This window comes from Mesorhizobium sp. Root157 (assembly GCF_001427385.1).
In the GTDB taxonomy this organism is placed as follows: Bacteria; Pseudomonadota; Alphaproteobacteria; order Rhizobiales; family Rhizobiaceae; genus Mesorhizobium.
In genome coordinates, this window is sequence record NZ_LMGJ01000018.1 from 1 (window position 1) to 16,916 (window position 16,916).

General features: G+C 60.1%; 13 protein-coding genes, 1 tRNA gene and 1 pseudogene. 14 read left to right on the plus strand and 1 reads right to left on the minus strand.

Annotated elements, in window-relative coordinates; all coding sequences use genetic code 11:
* The 10 genes and pseudogenes from ASD64_RS20660 to rpoC form a co-directional block, all read left to right on the plus strand.
* Positions 1-96, plus strand: a pseudogene (locus tag ASD64_RS20660) (elongation factor Tu); the annotation flags it as partial.
* A gap of 106 nt (positions 97-202) precedes the next feature.
* Positions 203-278, plus strand: a tRNA-Trp gene (locus ASD64_RS11910).
* A gap of 335 nt (positions 279-613) precedes the next feature.
* Positions 614-817, plus strand: coding sequence for a preprotein translocase subunit SecE (gene secE, locus ASD64_RS11915; protein WP_056105384.1), 204 nt, complete (start codon positions 614-616; stop codon positions 815-817).
* A 27-nt stretch (positions 818-844) separates the two neighbouring features.
* Entirely contained in the window at positions 845-1,384 is a 540-nt protein-coding gene (nusG, locus tag ASD64_RS11920; RefSeq protein ID WP_056105387.1) for a transcription termination/antitermination protein NusG, read from the plus strand.
* Between the two features lie 160 nt (positions 1,385-1,544).
* Positions 1,545-1,973: a 50S ribosomal protein L11 gene (rplK, locus tag ASD64_RS11925; protein WP_056105389.1), complete on the plus strand. Its 429-nt coding sequence runs from the start codon at positions 1,545-1,547 to the stop codon at positions 1,971-1,973.
* 4 nt (positions 1,974-1,977) lie between these two features.
* A complete protein-coding gene (rplA, locus tag ASD64_RS11930) occupies positions 1,978-2,676 on the plus strand; it encodes a 50S ribosomal protein L1 (protein ID WP_056105392.1) in 699 nt (232 codons plus the stop codon).
* A 388-nt stretch (positions 2,677-3,064) separates the two neighbouring features.
* Positions 3,065-3,583, plus strand: coding sequence for a 50S ribosomal protein L10 (gene rplJ / locus ASD64_RS11935; protein ID WP_056105394.1), 519 nt, complete (start codon positions 3,065-3,067; stop codon positions 3,581-3,583).
* Between the two features lie 54 nt (positions 3,584-3,637).
* On the plus strand, positions 3,638-4,015 hold the full coding sequence (gene rplL, locus ASD64_RS11940) for a 50S ribosomal protein L7/L12 (RefSeq protein ID WP_056105395.1): 378 nt from the start codon (positions 3,638-3,640) through the stop codon (positions 4,013-4,015).
* A 212-nt stretch (positions 4,016-4,227) separates the two neighbouring features.
* Positions 4,228-8,364: a DNA-directed RNA polymerase subunit beta gene (gene rpoB, locus ASD64_RS11945; protein ID WP_056105396.1), complete on the plus strand. Its 4,137-nt coding sequence runs from the start codon at positions 4,228-4,230 to the stop codon at positions 8,362-8,364.
* A 154-nt stretch (positions 8,365-8,518) separates the two neighbouring features.
* On the plus strand, positions 8,519-12,715 hold the full coding sequence (gene rpoC, locus ASD64_RS11950; protein WP_056105398.1) for a DNA-directed RNA polymerase subunit beta': 4,197 nt from the start codon (positions 8,519-8,521) through the stop codon (positions 12,713-12,715).
* A gap of 115 nt (positions 12,716-12,830) precedes the next feature.
* Here rpoC and ASD64_RS11955 read toward each other — a convergent pair whose 3' ends face one another.
* Positions 12,831-13,127, minus strand: a complete 297-nt coding sequence (locus tag ASD64_RS11955; RefSeq protein ID WP_056105406.1) for a hypothetical protein — start codon at positions 13,125-13,127, stop codon at positions 12,831-12,833.
* Between the two features lie 464 nt (positions 13,128-13,591).
* Between ASD64_RS11955 and rpsL the strand changes: the two genes are divergently transcribed.
* The 4 genes from rpsL to ASD64_RS11975 all read left to right on the plus strand — a co-directional run.
* The gene (rpsL, locus tag ASD64_RS11960) at positions 13,592-13,963 is read left to right on the plus strand and encodes a 30S ribosomal protein S12 (protein ID WP_056105400.1); all 372 of its coding nucleotides are present in this window, start codon (positions 13,592-13,594) and stop codon (positions 13,961-13,963) included.
* Between the two features lie 59 nt (positions 13,964-14,022).
* On the plus strand, positions 14,023-14,493 hold the full coding sequence (gene rpsG, locus ASD64_RS11965; protein WP_056105402.1) for a 30S ribosomal protein S7: 471 nt from the start codon (positions 14,023-14,025) through the stop codon (positions 14,491-14,493).
* A gap of 30 nt (positions 14,494-14,523) precedes the next feature.
* Positions 14,524-16,614: an elongation factor G gene (fusA, locus tag ASD64_RS11970; RefSeq protein WP_056105404.1), complete on the plus strand. Its 2,091-nt coding sequence runs from the start codon at positions 14,524-14,526 to the stop codon at positions 16,612-16,614.
* A 66-nt stretch (positions 16,615-16,680) separates the two neighbouring features.
* A partial coding sequence (locus ASD64_RS11975; protein ID WP_244480782.1) for a GTP-binding protein occupies positions 16,681-16,916 on the plus strand: 236 nt, incomplete at its 3' end.

Below are 16,916 nucleotides of genomic sequence, written 5' to 3' on the forward strand. Positions count from 1 at the left end.
ATCGTGCCGATCGCCATGGAAGAGAAGCTGCGCTTCGCCATCCGCGAAGGCGGCCGCACCGTCGGCGCCGGCATCGTCGCTTCCATCGTCGAGTAAGACGGCTTTTGACAATCGGTGGCGGCTCTTTCGGGAGTCGCCATTTCCCTCCGAAATCGCTTGAAGCTTTTGCTTGGACCGATTAGGAACGGGCGCCAACGTACCTAGGGGTATAGCTCAGTTGGTAGAGCGGCGGTCTCCAAAACCGCAGGTCGCGGGTTCGAGCCCTGCTGCCCCTGCCACCATTCCCAGTGTCGAAGCCGCGAATGGCGCGATGTCTTGCCATACCGGACGGTTTGAGGCATAAGGGCAGTCATAGCCGGGACGGAACGACTGGATGGTTCCGATGCGGCGTTTGATCGTAAAGCGGATACTTGCCACTTGCGTGGATCGAGAATCGGTTTTATGTAGACGAGACAGACACGCGGCGCGTGGAGCTGGGAGTCCGGCTTCGCGCGTCTGATTTGCATGGACGGAACGGCCGCGCTGATTCGGCAACTACGCTCCATGCTCCACGTCCCGGTCAGCGGGACCATCCAGGAGGCCCGGCCCACGGGTCTTGAAAGCAGAGCGGCGCATGGCTTCGAAGACACTTAATCCTTTCGTCTTCCTTCAGCAGGTTCGGTCGGAGACTGCCAAGGTCACTTGGCCGACACGGCGCGAAACGCTGATTTCGACGATAATGGTCCTGATCTTTTCGGTCCTGACCATGGTGTTCTTCTTTGCTGCCGATCAGCTCATGGGGTTCGGTGTCGAGTTGATCTTGGGTATCGGGCGCTAAGTTCGGCGATTACGGAGAAGTCTTGAAATGACCGCGCGCTGGTACATCGTCCACGCTTATTCGAACTTTGAAAAAAAGGTCGCCGAAGACATCGAGAACAAAGCCAAGCAGAAGGGGTTGAGCGATCGCATCGAGCAGATCGTTGTCCCGACTGAGAAGGTGGTCGAGGTTCGCCGCGGCAAGAAGGTGGATGCCGAGCGCAAATTCTTCCCTGGCTATGTCTTGATGAAGGCCGAACTCAACGATGCCGTGATCAGCCTCGTCAAGAATACGCCTCGTGTCACCGGTTTCCTCGGTGAGGACAAGCATACGGCAAAGCCGATGTACATCACCGACAAGGAGGCTGAGCGCATCCTGCATCAAGTGCAGGAAGGCGTGGAGCGGCCAAAGCCGTCGGTCACTTTCGAAATTGGCGAGGCCATTCGCGTCTCCGACGGGCCTTTCGCATCTTTCAACGGGTTCGTTCAGGAAGTCGACGAAGAGCGTGCGCGCCTCAAGGTGGAAGTATCGATCTTCGGGCGCGCCGTGCCTGTCGATCTGGAATTCGGACAGGTCGAAAAGGGCTGATCCGCAATCCTGTCGCTGTAAGGCGGCAGTGACATGGCAACGCGGCATTCTCGCGTTGCTATCGCAGGTGGGAGGCGAGGACGGCTTAGCCGGCTGTTCGAACCGGACCACCAAACTGCAATCGCCGGATACCCGGCAGAAGAGTTAAGGCAGGAAAGAGATGGCTAAGAAAATTGCAGGCCAACTCAAGCTCCAGGTTTCGGCCGGGTCGGCGACTCCGTCGCCCCCGATCGGCCCAGCGCTTGGTCAGCGTGGCATCAACATCATGGAATTCTGCAAGGCGTTCAACGCGCAGACGCAGGAATTGGAGAAGGGTTCGCCCATCCCGGTCGTTATTACCTACTATCAGGACAAGTCCTTCACCTTCATCATGAAGACGCCGCCGGTGACGTTTCTCCTGAAGAAGGCAGCCAACCTGAAGGCGGGCTCGAAGGAGCCGGGCAAGGCCAAGGCCGGTACGATCGGCCGCGACAAGGTGCGCGAGATCGCCGAAGCGAAGATGAAGGACCTGAACGCGAACGACGTCGAGGCGGCCATGCGCATGGTCGAAGGCTCCGCCCGTTCGATGGGTCTGGAAGTGGTGGGCTGATCAAATGGCAAAGATTGCAAAACGCGTAGTCAATTCCCGTGAGGGCATCGATCCGAACAAGGCCTATGCCTTGGACGAAGCTCTGAAGCTGATCAAGGATCGGTCGAAGGTCAAGTTTGACGAGACCGTCGAGATCGCGATGAACCTTGGCGTCGATCCGCGCCACGCCGACCAGATGGTTCGCGGCGTGGTCAACCTGCCGAACGGCACCGGCCGCACGGTTCGCGTTGCCGTGTTTGCCCGCGGCGACAAGGCTGATGAAGCCAAGGCTGCAGGCGCTGACATTGTTGGCGCCGAAGAACTGGTCGAGATCGTCCAGAAGGGCACGATAGACTTCGACCGTTGCATTGCCACGCCTGACATGATGCCGCTCGTCGGCCGTCTGGGCAAGGTGCTCGGCCCGCGCGGCATGATGCCGAACCCGAAGGTTGGCACCGTGACCACCGACGTGGCCGCTGCCGTCAAGGCTTCGAAGGGCGGCGCCGTCGAGTTCCGTGTCGAGAAGGCGGGCATCGTGCACGCCGGCGTCGGCAAGGTCTCGTTCGAGGTCAAGGCGCTGGAAGAGAATATTCGCGCTTTTGCCGATGCGGTCACCAAGGCCAAGCCGGCTGGCGCCAAGGGCAACTACGTCAAGAAGGTGTCGATCGCTTCGACGATGGGCCCCGGCTTGAAGCTCGATGTCGCGACGCTGGTAGTGTCTTGATTCGATTTTTCCGGATCGATCCGTAAGGGATTGATCCGGCTATGAATTCCGATCCCCGCCTCGGCGGGGATCGGATACCCGGAAACCGAAAGGGTTCCGGATATCCTGTCCGAGATTGCGGGCGGTCCGATTTCGATTGGACCTTAATTCATGTGGGCCTGCATGAGACGGGTGAAGACCGGACAAAGGAGGTTCTGCCTCCAATGAAAGGTTCGAACCGTGTTTGCCTTTTGTCTGCGCATCCGGCGGCTTGTCCAAGGGATGTGGCGAAAGGGGGCAGGATCCTCGAGCGCCGTTCGGGTGATCCAGAAATGGAATAGCCCGCCCGGCAAAAGGCAACCAGACGCCTGCTTTCGTAAATGAGGCAGGGGTCAACTGGAGATAGGCAGTGGACAGAGCGGAAAAACGCGAACTCGTCACGGGCCTGAACGACGCCATCAAGGGCGCCGGTTCAGTGGTCGTGGCCCACTATGCCGGTATCACCGTCGCGCAAATGAACGATCTTCGCTCGAAGATGCGTCAAGCCGGCGGCACCGTCAAAGTCGCGAAGAACCGCCTCGCCAAGATCGCTCTTCAGGGCACGGAATCCGAAGGCATCATCGATCTGTTCAAGGGACAGACGCTGGTCGCTTATTCGGAAGATCCGATTGCGGCGCCGAAGGTCGCGTCCGATTTCGCCAAGGGAAATGAGAAACTCATCATTCTCGGCGGCGCAATGGGCAAGACCTCGCTCGATGCCGATGGAGTGAAGGCGCTTGCCTCGCTTCCGTCGCTCGACGAGTTGCGCGCCAGGCTGGTTGGCATGATAGCCACGCCGGCAACTCGGATCGCCCAGATCGTCAATGCGCCCGCGGCTTCGGTTGCGCGCGTCATCGGCGCTTACGCCCGGAAGGACGAGGCGGCATGAGGCCGTTCCTCTCGAATATCAACACACGTTCGAACCTTATGAAGGAATACAAACATGGCTGATCTTGCAAAGATCGTAGACGACCTCTCGGCCCTGACCGTCCTTGAGGCTGCTGAGCTTTCGAAGCTCCTGGAAGAGAAGTGGGGCGTTTCCGCCGCTGCTCCGGTCGCTGTCGCTGCTGCTGGCGGCGGTGCCGCTGCTGCTGCTCCGGCTGAGGAAAAGACTGAGTTCGACGTTGTCCTGACGGATGCCGGCGCTCAGAAGATCAACGTCATCAAGGAAGTGCGCGCCATCACCGGCCTGGGCCTCAAGGAAGCCAAGGATCTGGTCGAGGCCGCTCCGAAGCCGGTCAAGGAAGCCGTTTCCAAGGCCGATGCTGAAAAGATCAAGGCTCAGCTCGAAGCTGCTGGCGCCAAGGTCGAACTGAAGTAATCGTTCGGGTTTCGGCGGGCGGCCCTGTGTCGTCCGCCACCTCCCCATCGAGGGAGCGGAACCCGGTTTTGTGTTGGAGAACCTCTTTCCTGATGGCCGAGAGCGGCTTTCAGGAAACAGGTTTTCACCTGTTTTGGACAAGGCCGTGACCACAGCGGCTGGAAGCGAGGCGGACCGCGGCGAGGTCTGCCCCAAGATGCTAAGGAGCGACGATGGCCCAGACCCAGACTTTCAATGGCCGCAGACGCGTTAGAAAATTCTTCGGAAAGATCCCTGAAGTTGCCGAGATGCCGAACCTGATCGAGGTTCAGAAGGCTTCTTATGACCAATTTCTCATGGTGGCCGAGCCTGTAGGCGGCCGCCCTGACGAGGGCTTGCAGGCCGTCTTCAAGTCGGTCTTCCCGATTTCCGACTTTTCCGGCGCTTCGATGCTCGAGTTCGTCAAGTACGAATTCGAGGCCCCGAAGTTCGACGTCGACGAATGCCGTCAGCGCGATCTGACTTATGCTGCGCCGCTGAAGGTGACGCTGCGCCTCATCGTGTTCGATATTGACGAGGATACCGGCGCGAAGTCGATCAAGGACATCAAGGAGCAGGACGTCTACATGGGCGACATGCCGCTCATGACGATGAACGGCACCTTCATCGTCAACGGCACCGAGCGCGTCATCGTCTCGCAGATGCACCGTTCGCCGGGCGTGTTCTTCGATCACGACAAGGGCAAGTCGCACTCCAGCGGCAAGTTGCTGTTTGCCGCCCGCGTCATCCCCTACCGCGGTTCGTGGCTCGACATCGAGTTCGATTCCAAGGACGTCGTGCACGCCCGCATTGACCGCCGCCGCAAGATTCCGGCGACGTCGCTGTTGATGGCGCTCGGTATGGATGGCGAAGAGATCCTGTCGACCTTCTACAACAAGATCATCTACAAGAAAGCCGGCGATCACTGGCGCATTCCCTTCAACGTCGATCGCTTCCGCGGCCTCAAGGCCGTCAGCGATCTCGTCGATGCCGACACCGGAGAGGTTGTCGTCGAAGCCGGCAAGAAGATCACCGCTCGCCAGGCCAAGCAGCTTGGCGAAAAGGGCCTCAAGGCGATCAAGGCAACCAACGAAGATCTGTTGGGCAACTACCTTGCCGAAGACATCGTCAACTTCGCAACCGGCGAAATCTTCCTCGAGGCCGGCGACGAGATCGACGAAAAGACGCTCAAGGTTCTGCTCGACACCGGCGAGAACGAGATCCAGATTCTCGACATCGACCACGTCAATGTTGGCGCCTATATCCGCAACACGCTGGCTGTCGACAAGAACGAGAGCCGCCAGGACGCGCTGTTCGACATCTATCGTGTCATGCGCCCGGGCGAGCCGCCGACCATCGACACCGCCGAGGCGATGTTCAACTCGCTGTTCTTCGACAGCGAGCGTTACGACCTGTCCGCTGTCGGCCGCGTCAAGATGAACATGCGTCTCGAACTCGATGCGGAAGACACCGTGCGTGTGCTGCGCAAGGAAGACATCCTTGCTGTGGTGAAGACGCTGGTCGAGTTGCGCGACGGCAAGGGCGAAATCGACGATATCGACAATCTCGGCAACCGTCGGGTGCGCTCGGTCGGCGAACTGATGGAAAACCAGTATCGCGTCGGCCTTCTGCGCATGGAGCGCGCCATCAAGGAGCGCATGTCGTCGATCGAGATCGACACTGTCATGCCGCAGGACCTGATCAACGCCAAGCCGGCGGCTGCCGCCGTGCGCGAGTTCTTCGGTTCCTCGCAGTTGTCGCAGTTCATGGACCAGACCAACCCGCTGTCGGAAATCACCCACAAGCGTCGCCTGTCGGCGCTTGGACCGGGCGGTCTGACCCGTGAGCGCGCCGGCTTCGAGGTGCGCGACGTGCACCCGACGCATTACGGCCGCATTTGCCCGATCGAGACGCCGGAAGGCCCGAACATCGGCCTGATCAACTCGCTGGCGACCTTTGCTCGCGTCAACAAGTACGGCTTCATCGAAAGCCCGTACCGCAAGATCGTTGACGGCAAGCTGACCAACGACGTCGTCTATCTGTCGGCAATGGAAGAGGCCAAGCATTACGTGGCTCAGGCCAACGCCGAACTCGACAAGGAGGGCCGTTTCGCCGACGAATTCGTCATTTGCCGTAACGCCGGTGAAGTGATGATGGCGCCGCGCGAAAACGTCGACCTTATGGACGTTTCGCCCAAGCAGATGGTGTCGGTCGCGGCAGCACTGATCCCGTTCCTGGAAAACGACGACGCCAACCGTGCTCTCATGGGCTCGAACATGCAGCGTCAGGCCGTGCCGCTGGTGCGCGCCGAAGCTCCGTTCGTTGGCACTGGCATGGAACCGATCGTGGCCCGTGACTCTGGTGCTGCCATCGGCGCCCGTCGTGGCGGCGTCGTCGACCAGGTCGACGCGACGCGTATCGTTGTGCGTGCAACCGAAGATCTCGATCCAGGCAAGTCAGGCGTCGATATCTACCGGTTGATGAAGTTCCAGCGTTCGAACCAGTCGACCTGCATCAACCAGCGTCCGCTGGTGAGGGTTGGCGACCACGTCAACAAGGGCGATATCATTGCCGACGGTCCGTCGACCGATCTTGGCGATCTGGCGCTTGGCCGCAACGTGCTCGTCGCGTTCATGCCGTGGAACGGCTACAACTACGAGGACTCGATCCTTCTGTCCGAACGGATCGTCGCCGACGACGTCTTCACCTCGATCCACATCGAGGAATTCGAGGTCATGGCCCGCGACACCAAGCTGGGCCCTGAGGAAATCACCCGCGACATTCCGAACGTCTCGGAAGAAGCGCTGAAGAACCTCGATGAAGCCGGCATCGTCTATATCGGTGCGGAAGTGCAGCCGGGCGATATCCTCGTCGGCAAGATCACGCCGAAGGGCGAAAGCCCGATGACGCCGGAAGAGAAGCTTCTGCGCGCCATCTTCGGCGAGAAGGCTTCCGATGTGCGCGACACCTCCATGCGCATGCCTCCGGGCACCTTCGGAACCGTCGTGGAAGTGCGCGTCTTCAACCGCCACGGCGTGGAGAAGGACGAGCGCGCCATGGCTATCGAGCGCGAGGAAATCGAGCGTCTGGCCAAGGACCGCGACGACGAGCAGGCCATTCTGGACCGCAACGTCTACTCGCGCCTGTCCGGAATGCTGATCGGCAAGGAAGCGATTGCCGGGCCGAAGGGCTTCAAGAAGGGCACCGCGCTCGCCAAGGAGACGCTGGGCGACTATCCGCGTTCGCAGTGGTGGCAGTTTGCCGTGGAGAACGAAAAGCTCCAGAGCGAACTGGAAGCCTTGCGAGGCCAGTACGACGACTCCAAGAAGGCGTTGGAACAGCGCTTCATGGATAAGGTCGAGAAGGTCCAGCGCGGCGACGAAATGCCTCCGGGCGTCATGAAGATGGTCAAGGTCTTCGTGGCCGTGAAGCGCAAGATGCAGCCTGGCGACAAGATGGCCGGCCGTCACGGCAACAAGGGTGTGGTTTCACGCATCGTTGCCGTCGAGGACATGCCGTTCCTCGAGGACGGCACCCATGCCGATATCGTGCTCAATCCGTTGGGCGTGCCGTCGCGCATGAACGTCGGCCAGATCCTGGAAACGCATCTGGGCTGGGCTTGCTCCGGCATGGGCAGGAAGATCGGCGATCTGATCGATGCATACAAGGCAGGCGGCGACATCAAGCCCCTGCGCCAGACCATCGAGCAGGTCATTCCGGACAACGACCGCAACGAACCGGTCCGCGACTACGACGACGACTCCATCGTTCGCCTCGGCGAGCAGATGCGGCGCGGCGTTTCCATCGCGACCCCGGTTTTCGACGGCGCGCATGAAGCCAACATCAACGAGATGCTGGAGCAGGCGGGCCTTCACACCAGCGGACAGTCGCAGCTCTATGACGGGCGCACTGGCGAGCCGTTCGACCGCAAGGTGACTATGGGCTACATCTACATGCTCAAGCTTCACCACCTCGTGGACGACAAGATCCACGCGCGTTCGATCGGGCCTTACTCACTGGTCACCCAGCAGCCGCTGGGCGGGAAGGCGCAGTTCGGCGGTCAGCGCTTCGGCGAAATGGAGGTCTGGGCGCTCGAGGCTTACGGCGCTGCCTACACGCTGCAGGAGATGCTGACAGTGAAGTCGGACGACGTTGCCGGCCGCACCAAGGTCTACGAGGCGATCGTGCGTGGCGACGACACCTTCGAGGCCGGCATTCCGGAGAGCTTCAACGTTCTCGTCAAGGAAATGCGGTCGCTCGGGCTTAACGTCGAACTCGAAAACACCAAGCTCGACGAAGCGCCGACGCAATTGCGCGACGCCGCCGAGTAAAGGCGCCACGGCGCGGCCGCGGTTGTCCGCGGCCGCCAGGGCATGGTCACCGATTGTGCCTCAAAGGAATCTTCCGGCTTCGGCCGGTTCTCGCGGGTCTTGTCCCGCTTAAAAATGGAATGGGGGTTTCGATGACCCCGCAAAGGAGAATGGCATGAACCAAGAGGTCATGAATCTCTTCAACCCGCAGGCGCCGGCGCAGGTGTTCGATTCGATCCGGATTTCCCTGGCCAGCCCGGAGAAGATCCTGTCGTGGTCGTTCGGCGAGATCAAGAAGCCGGAGACCATCAACTACCGCACGTTCAAGCCGGAACGTGACGGTCTGTTCTGCGCGCGCATCTTCGGGCCGATCAAGGACTACGAGTGCCTGTGCGGCAAGTACAAGCGCATGAAGTACAAGGGCGTCATCTGCGAGAAGTGCGGCGTGGAAGTCACGCTGTCGCGCGTTCGCCGCGAACGCATGGGCCATATCGAACTGGCCGCGCCCGTCGCCCACATCTGGTTCCTGAAGTCGCTGCCGTCGCGCATCGGCACGCTGCTCGACATGACCCTGAAGGACATCGAGCGCGTCCTCTATTTCGAAAACTACATTGTCACCGAGCCCGGCCTGACGGCGCTGAAGGAAAACCAGCTTCTTTCCGAAGAAGAATACATGATCGCCGTCGACGAGTATGGCGAGGACTCGTTCACCGCCATGATCGGCGCCGAAGCGATCCATGACCTTCTGGCCGGCATGGACCTGGAAAAGATCGCCGGCGACCTGCGCTCGGAGCTTGCTACCACCACGTCCGAATTGAAGCAGAAGAAGTATCTCAAGCGCCTCAAGGTGGTCGAGAACTTCATGGAATCCGGCAATCGCCCGGAATGGATGATCATGAAGGTCGTTCCGGTGATCCCGCCGGATTTGCGCCCGCTTGTGCCGCTGGATGGCGGCCGTTTCGCGACCTCCGACCTCAACGATCTCTATCGTCGCGTCATCAACCGTAACAACCGCCTGAAGCGCCTTATCGAGCTTCGCGCGCCTGGTATCATCGTGCGCAACGAAAAGCGCATGCTGCAGGAAGCCGTTGATGCGCTGTTCGACAACGGCCGCCGCGGCCGCGTCATCACCGGCGCCAACAAGCGGCCGCTGAAGTCGCTGTCCGATATGCTGAAGGGCAAGCAGGGCCGCTTCCGCCAGAACCTGCTTGGCAAGCGCGTCGACTATTCCGGCCGCTCGGTTATCGTGACCGGTCCTGAACTGAAGCTGCATCAGTGCGGCCTGCCGAAGAAGATGGCGCTCGAACTGTTCAAGCCGTTCATCTATGCCCGTCTCGACGCCAAGGGGTATTCCTCCACCGTCAAGCAAGCCAAGAAGCTGGTCGAGAAGGAGCGCCCGGAAGTCTGGGATATTCTGGACGAGGTCATCCGCGAGCACCCGGTGCTCCTGAACCGTGCGCCGACGCTGCACCGCCTCGGCATTCAGGCGTTCGAGCCGATGCTGATCGAAGGCAAGGCCATCCAACTGCATCCGCTGGTCTGCACCGCCTTCAACGCCGACTTCGACGGCGACCAGATGGCGGTTCACGTGCCTCTTTCGCTTGAAGCGCAGCTTGAAGCTCGCGTTTTGATGATGTCGACCAACAACATCCTGCACCCAGCGTCGGGCGCGCCGATCATCGTGCCGTCGCAGGACATGGTCCTTGGTCTCTATTATCTCTCGATCGTCAACCAGAACGAGCCGGGCGAGGGCATGGCGTTTGCCGATATGGGCGAACTTCAGCATGCGCTTGAGACCAAGGCTGTGACGCTGCACGCAAAGATCAAGGGTCGCTTCAAGACGGTCGATGCCGAGGGCAACCTCGTGTCGAAGATCTATGACACGACGCCAGGCCGCATGATCATCGGTGAATTGCTGCCGAAGAACGTCAATGTGCCGTTCGAGACCGCCAACCAGGAGATGACCAAGAAGAACATCTCCAAGATGATCGACACCGTCTACCGCCATTGCGGTCAGAAGGAGACGGTCATTTTCTGCGACCGCATCATGGCGCTGGGCTTCGCGCATGCTTGCCGGGCCGGTATTTCGTTCGGCAAGGACGACATGCTCATCCCCGACGCCAAGGCCAAGCTGGTTACGGACACCGAGGCGCAGGCCAAGGAGTATGAACAGCAATACAATGATGGCCTGATCACACAGGGCGAAAAGTACAACAAGGTCGTTGACGCCTGGGCCAAGTGCTCGGAAAAGGTGGCCGAGGAAATGATGGGCCGCATCAAGGCGGTCGAGTTCGACGATACAGGCCGTCAAAAGCCGATGAACTCGATCTACATGATGTCGCATTCGGGTGCGCGCGGTTCGCCCACCCAGATGCGTCAGCTTGCCGGCATGCGCGGCCTGATGGCCAAGCCGTCGGGCGAAATCATCGAGACGCCGATCATCTCGAACTTCAAGGAAGGCCTCACCGTGCTCGAGTACTTCAACTCGACCCACGGCGCCCGCAAGGGTCTGGCCGACACAGCCTTGAAAACGGCGAACTCGGGTTACCTCACCCGTCGTCTCGTCGACGTGGCGCAGGATTGCATCGTCAACTCACTCGACTGCGGCACCGACAAGGGCCTCACCATGCAGCCGATCGTCGACGCCGGCCAAGTGGTCGCTTCGGTCGGACAGCGCGTCCTTGGCCGCACGTCGCTTGACGACATCGTTCATCCGGTGTCGGGCGAGGTTCTGGTCAAGGCTGGAACGCTCATGGACGAGCGCGACGTTGAGCGGATCGAGCAGGCTGGCGTTCAGTCGGTGCGGATCCGTTCGGCACTGACCTGCGAGGTCAGGGTTGGCGTTTGCGCGATCTGCTACGGACGCGACCTTGCTCGCGGTACACCCGTCAATCAGGGCGAGGCGGTCGGCGTCATTGCCGCGCAGTCGATCGGAGAGCCGGGCACCCAGCTCACGATGCGTACCTTCCATATGGGCGGTACCGCGCAGGTGGTGGACAGCTCGTTCCTTGAAGCCTCCTATGAGGGCAAGGTCGAGATCCGCAACCGCAACGTCGTGCGCAACTCCGACGGTCACCTCGTGGTGATGGGCCGCAACATGGCGATCCTGATCCTCGACGAGGCTGGCAAGGAGCGGGCAACGCACCGTGTCACCTATGGCTCGCGTATTTTCGTGGACGACGGCGACAAGGTGAAGCGTGGCCAGCGTGTTGCCGAATGGGACCCCTATACCCGTCCGATCCTCACCGAAATCGAGGGCAAGGTGGAGTTCGAGGATCTGGTCGACGGCATTTCCGTTCAGGAAACTGCCGACGAATCGACGGGCATCACCAAGCGCGAGGTCATCGACTGGCGGTCGACGCCGCGTGGCGCGGATCTCAAGCCGGCTATGGTCGTTCAGGATGCCAAGGGCAAGGTCGGCAAGCTGTCGAAGGGCGGCGATGCCCGCTTCCTGCTCTCGGTAGAGGCCATTCTCTCGGTCGAGCCCGGCGCACTGGTCAGGCCTGGCGACGTGCTGGCTCGTATCCCGATGGAAAGCGCCAAGACCAAGGACATCACCGGTGGTCTGCCGCGCGTGGCCGAACTGTTCGAGGCTCGTCGTCCGAAGGATCACGCCATCATCGCCGAGATCGATGGCACGATCCGCTTCGGCCGCGACTACAAGAACAAGCGCCGCATCATCATCGAGCCGCATGACTCGACGTTGGAGCCGGTCGAATACCTGATCCCGAAGGGCAAGCCGTTCCATCTCCAGGACGGCGACGTCATCGAGAAGGGCGACTACATCCTCGACGGCAATCCGGCGCCGCACGACATTCTGGCCATCAGGGGCGTGGAGGCCCTCGCTTCCTACCTCGTCAACGAGATCCAGGAAGTCTACCGGTTGCAGGGCGTGTCTATCAACGACAAGCACATCGAAGTGATCGTGCGTCAGATGCTGCAGAAGGTGGAAATCACCGAGCAGGGCGACTCGACCTACATCCCGGGCGACCATGTCGACGTGATCGAACTGGACGAGATCAACGAGCGCCTCGTGGAAGAAGGCAAGAAGCCGGCTGTCGGCCAGCCTGTTCTGCTTGGCATCACAAAGGCATCGCTGCAGACGCCGTCCTTCATCTCCGCCGCCTCCTTCCAGGAGACGACAAGGGTGCTGACGGAAGCTGCCGTGGCCGGAAAGACCGACATGCTGCAAGGCCTGAAGGAGAACGTCATTGTCGGTCGTCTGATCCCGGCGGGCACCGGCGGTCAAATGAGCGCCATCCGGCGTATCGCCACGTCGCGTGACGAACTGATCCTCGATGAGCGCCGCAAATCTTCCGGCGTCGAAGTCGCGGAGCCTATCCTCACTGATATGGTGACGGCTGCGCAGTAAACCGCGCGTCCGCCCAGAAAATGAAAAGCCGCCGGTTGTCCGGCGGCTTTTTGTTTGTGGCCCTGGAGGGCTCTAATGACCTTTGAGAGCCGAAAACGGCCAATCGTCCTGTCAATCAGTCCGGTTCATCGAAAGTGACGATCGACACTTCACCTTCCAGTGCTCCTTGATAAGCCGACAGATGTGGCTCCTCGTCAGGTTCGCCCTGCATGTCGCCGATCTGGTCGAGTTCCGCTTCGGCGTAACCTTCGGCCGCAAGTGATTCCAATGCGCGGCGCACCGCTGAGTCGTCGTCTGGTGCGACCAGCATGACGTGCACGCCTTCAGCTCTTCCGTCCTTTCGCTTCCAGACTCGGCCCGTGATGATGGTTACGGGCCTTTCCTCTCCATTTTCGTCCGTTGAGTCGTTCATGGCTGATTCTTTCCGGCGAACTGACAAGCCGTTGCGCTTTTGGCCTTGTTGCATGAAGCGGAGAACCGTAACAGTTAAAATACAGTCACATTGTTCCTCGTAATCCGAGGAGCGCGAAAGAAAATTTCATGCGTTCGCCGCATGGCAGCCAAGCCCCGGTCTCGATGCAATATTTGGCGTCGCGGGGTTGACGGACGGGAGCCTTGCGAGTAGAAGCCGCCCAGTCTGAACCGATGTGAGGCTTTTCTTTTCAAGGCGACGCGCCTTGGAGTTTGCTTCAAACAGGGTTCGTTTTACGAGCGAAAAGACATTTCCGGCGTGCATGAAGCGGGTTCCGCTTCCTCTGCTTTTTGTTCGGGCAGCACCGTAGGATACGGTTTGTGGCCCGAATTTGCGTATGGGAATAGCGCCTGAAGCTGCCCCGAACGGGCTTGAGACACGGAATTGAGAGACAAGAGGGTTTAATGCCTACCGTCAACCAGCTGATCCGCAAGCCGCGCATAGCGCCGGCAACGCGCAACAAGGTCCCGGCCATGCAGCAGAATCCGCAGAAGCGGGGCGTCTGCACGCGCGTCTATACGACGACGCCGAAGAAGCCGAACTCCGCGCTGCGCAAGGTTGCGAAGATCCGCCTGACCAATGGCTTTGAGGTGATCGGTTATATCCCCGGCGAGGGTCATAACCTTCAGGAGCACTCCGTGGTGATGATCCGCGGCGGTCGCGTGAAGGATCTTCCGGGCGTGCGCTATCATATCATCCGTGGCGTGCTCGACACGCAGGGTGTGAAAAACCGTAAGCAGCGCCGTTCGAAGTACGGTGCCAAGCGTCCGAAGTAAGGTTTTCCGGCTTCGGCGCTTGTTGTTTGTGCGCCGGGCAAGAAAAGAGAGACAACAGAATGTCCCGTCGTCACAGTGCAGATAAGCGTGAGATCAACCCGGACCCGAAGTTCGGCGATCTCGTCGTCACCAAGTTCATGAACGCCGTCATGTATGACGGTAAGAAGTCGGTTGCCGAGACTATCGTCTACGGCGCTCTCGACCAGGTTCAGACCAAGACCAAGCAGGAGCCGGTCACCGTCTTCCATCAGGCGTTGGACAATGTAGCGCCGCATGTGGAAGTGCGCTCGCGCCGCGTCGGCGGTGCGACATACCAGGTTCCTGTCGATGTGCGTCCCGAGCGTCGTCAGGCGCTTGCCATCCGTTGGCTGATCGCCGCGGCGCGCAATCGTAACGAGACCACCATGGTCGATCGCCTCTCTGGTGAATTGATGGACGCGGCCAACAACCGCGGCACCGCCGTGAAGAAGCGTGAAGACACCCACAAGATGGCAGAAGCCAACCGCGCCTTCGCGCACTACCGCTGGTAACGGCGCGAACAAAAGTTAAAGGCACCTCCCATGGCCCGCGAATTTCATATCCACGAATACCGTAACTTCGGCATCATGGCGCATATCGACGCCGGTAAGACGACGACGACCGAACGGATCCTTTATTACACGGGCAAGAACCACAAGATGGGCGAGACGCACGATGGCGCCTCGACCATGGATTGGATGGAGCAGGAGCAGGAACGCGGCATCACCATCACGTCCGCCGCGACGACCACTTCCTGGAAGGGTCGTAACGGCAAGCAGTACCGCTACAACATCATCGACACGCCCGGCCACGTCGACTTCACGATTGAAGTCGAGCGTTCGCTGCGCGTTCTCGACGGCGCCATTGCGCTGCTCGATTCCAACGCCGGCGTCGAGCCGCAGACCGAAACGGTCTGGCGTCAGGCTGAGAAGTATCATGTCCCGCGCATGATCTTTTGCAACAAGATGGATAAGGTTGGCGCCGATTTCTATCGCTGCCTTGAGATGATCCAGTCGCGCCTGGGTGCGATTCCTGTCGCAATCCAGTTGCCGATCGGTGCTGAGAACGATTTCAAGGGCGTTGTCGATCTCATCGAGATGAGGGCGCTGGTGTGGCACGAGGAGCATCTCGGTGCCGATTGGGATGTTGTCGAGATTCCGGCCGACCTTCAGGCTCGTGCTGAGGAATATCGCGAGAAGATGATCGAAGCCATCGTCGAAATGGACGAGGCGGCGCTCGAGAATTATCTCGAAGGCAAGATGCCCAATAATGACGAGATCCGCGAACTGATCCGCAAGGGCACGATCGCCGTGAAGTTCCATCCGGTTCTTTGCGGAACTGCCTTCAAGAACAAGGGCGTCCAGCCGCTTCTTGATGCGGTTGTCGATTTCCTGCCGGCGCCGGACGAAATTCCGGCCATCAAGGGTGTGGATCCCAAGACGGAAGCCGAAGTCGTTCGCCACTCGACCGATGAAGAGCCGCTTTCGATGCTCGCGTTCAAGATCATGAACGATCCGTTCGTCGGTTCGCTCACCTTTGCGCGCATCTATTCGGGCAAGGTCACCAAGGGCGCTTCGCTCGACAACACCGTGAAGGGCAAGAAGGAACGCATCGGCCGCATGCTGCAGATGCATGCCAATTCCCGTGCGGACATCGACGAGGCTTTCGCCGGCGACATCGTCGCCTTGGCTGGCCTCAAGGATACGACGACGGGTGATACGCTTTGCGATCCCCTGAACCCGGTCATCCTCGAGCGCATGGAATTCCCGGAGCCGGTGATCCAGATCGCTATCGAACCGAAGACCAAGAACGACCAGGAGAAGATGGGCCTCGCCCTTCACCGCCTGGCTGCCGAGGATCCGTCCTTCCGCGTCAAGACCGACGAAGAGTCCGGCCAGACCATCATTGCCGGCATGGGCGAACTTCACCTCGACATTCTGGTCGACCGTATGCGTCGCGAGTTCAAGGTAGAGGCCAATATCGGCGCGCCGCAGGTGGCGTACCGCGAGACCATTACCCGGTCGCACGAGCAGGACTACACGCACAAGAAGCAGACCGGCGGTACCGGTCAGTTCGCTCGCGTCAAGATCGTGTTCGAGCCGGATCCGGAAAGCGCCGAGTTCCAGTTCGAATCCAAGATCGTCGGCGGTGCGGTTCCGAAGGAATACATCCCGGGTGTCGAAAAGGGCATCAACAGCGTCATGTCGTCTGGTCCGTTCGCGGGTTTCCCGATGATCGGCGTCAAGGCGACACTCATCGACGGTGCCTTCCACGACGTCGACTCCAGCGTGCTGGCGTTCGAAATCGCGGGCCGCGCCTGCTTCCGTGAAGCTGCCCCGAAGCTCGGCGTGCAGTTGCTGGAGCCGATCATGAAGGTCGAGGTGGTGACGCCGGAAGACTACGTCGGCAACGTTATCGGCGACCTGAACAGCCGCCGCGGCCAGATCCAGGGGCAGGAGTCCCGTGGCGTCGCCGTCGTCGTCAACGCAATGGTGCCGCTGGCCAACATGTTCAAGTACGTGGATAGCCTGCGTTCGATGTCCCAGGGCCGTGCCCAGTACACGATGCAGTTCGACCACTATGAGCCGGTTCCGACGGCGGTCGCTCAGGAAGTTCAGAAGAAATACGCGTAATCCCAACGGGTTGCACTTGTAACTAAATTAACGCCCCGGTGGGCAAGTCAGGAATGGAGACCTCACATGGCAAAAGGTAAATTCGAGCGCACGAAGCCTCATGTGAACATTGGCACGATTGGTCACGTTGACCATGGCAAGACGTCGCTGACGGCGGCGATCACGAAGTATTTTGGCGACTTCAAGGCGTATGACCAGATTGACGCGGCGCCTGAAGAGAAGGCGCGCGGCATCACGATTTCGACGTCGCATGTCGAGTACGAGACGGCTGCCCGCCACTATGCGCACGTCGACTGCCCCGG

What these genes read in the sequence shown, in the direction of transcription:
- secE (WP_056105384.1), top strand. Translation starts at nt 614, where the DNA reads ATGGCTTCGAAGACACTTAATCCTTTCGTCTTCCTTCAGCAGGTTCGG.
- nusG (WP_056105387.1), top strand. Translation starts at nt 845, where the DNA reads ATGACCGCGCGCTGGTACATCGTCCACGCTTATTCGAACTTTGAAAAA.
- rplK (WP_056105389.1), top strand. Translation starts at nt 1,545, where the DNA reads ATGGCTAAGAAAATTGCAGGCCAACTCAAGCTCCAGGTTTCGGCCGGG.
- rplA (WP_056105392.1), top strand. Translation starts at nt 1,978, where the DNA reads ATGGCAAAGATTGCAAAACGCGTAGTCAATTCCCGTGAGGGCATCGAT.
- rplL (WP_056105395.1), top strand. Translation starts at nt 3,638, where the DNA reads ATGGCTGATCTTGCAAAGATCGTAGACGACCTCTCGGCCCTGACCGTC.
- rpoB (WP_056105396.1), top strand. Translation starts at nt 4,228, where the DNA reads ATGGCCCAGACCCAGACTTTCAATGGCCGCAGACGCGTTAGAAAATTC.
- rpoC (WP_056105398.1), top strand. Translation starts at nt 8,519, where the DNA reads ATGAACCAAGAGGTCATGAATCTCTTCAACCCGCAGGCGCCGGCGCAG.
- ASD64_RS11955 (WP_056105406.1), bottom strand. Translation starts at nt 13,127, where the DNA reads ATGAACGACTCAACGGACGAAAATGGAGAGGAAAGGCCCGTAACCATC.
- rpsL (WP_056105400.1), top strand. Translation starts at nt 13,592, where the DNA reads ATGCCTACCGTCAACCAGCTGATCCGCAAGCCGCGCATAGCGCCGGCA.
- rpsG (WP_056105402.1), top strand. Translation starts at nt 14,023, where the DNA reads ATGTCCCGTCGTCACAGTGCAGATAAGCGTGAGATCAACCCGGACCCG.
- fusA (WP_056105404.1), top strand. Translation starts at nt 14,524, where the DNA reads ATGGCCCGCGAATTTCATATCCACGAATACCGTAACTTCGGCATCATG.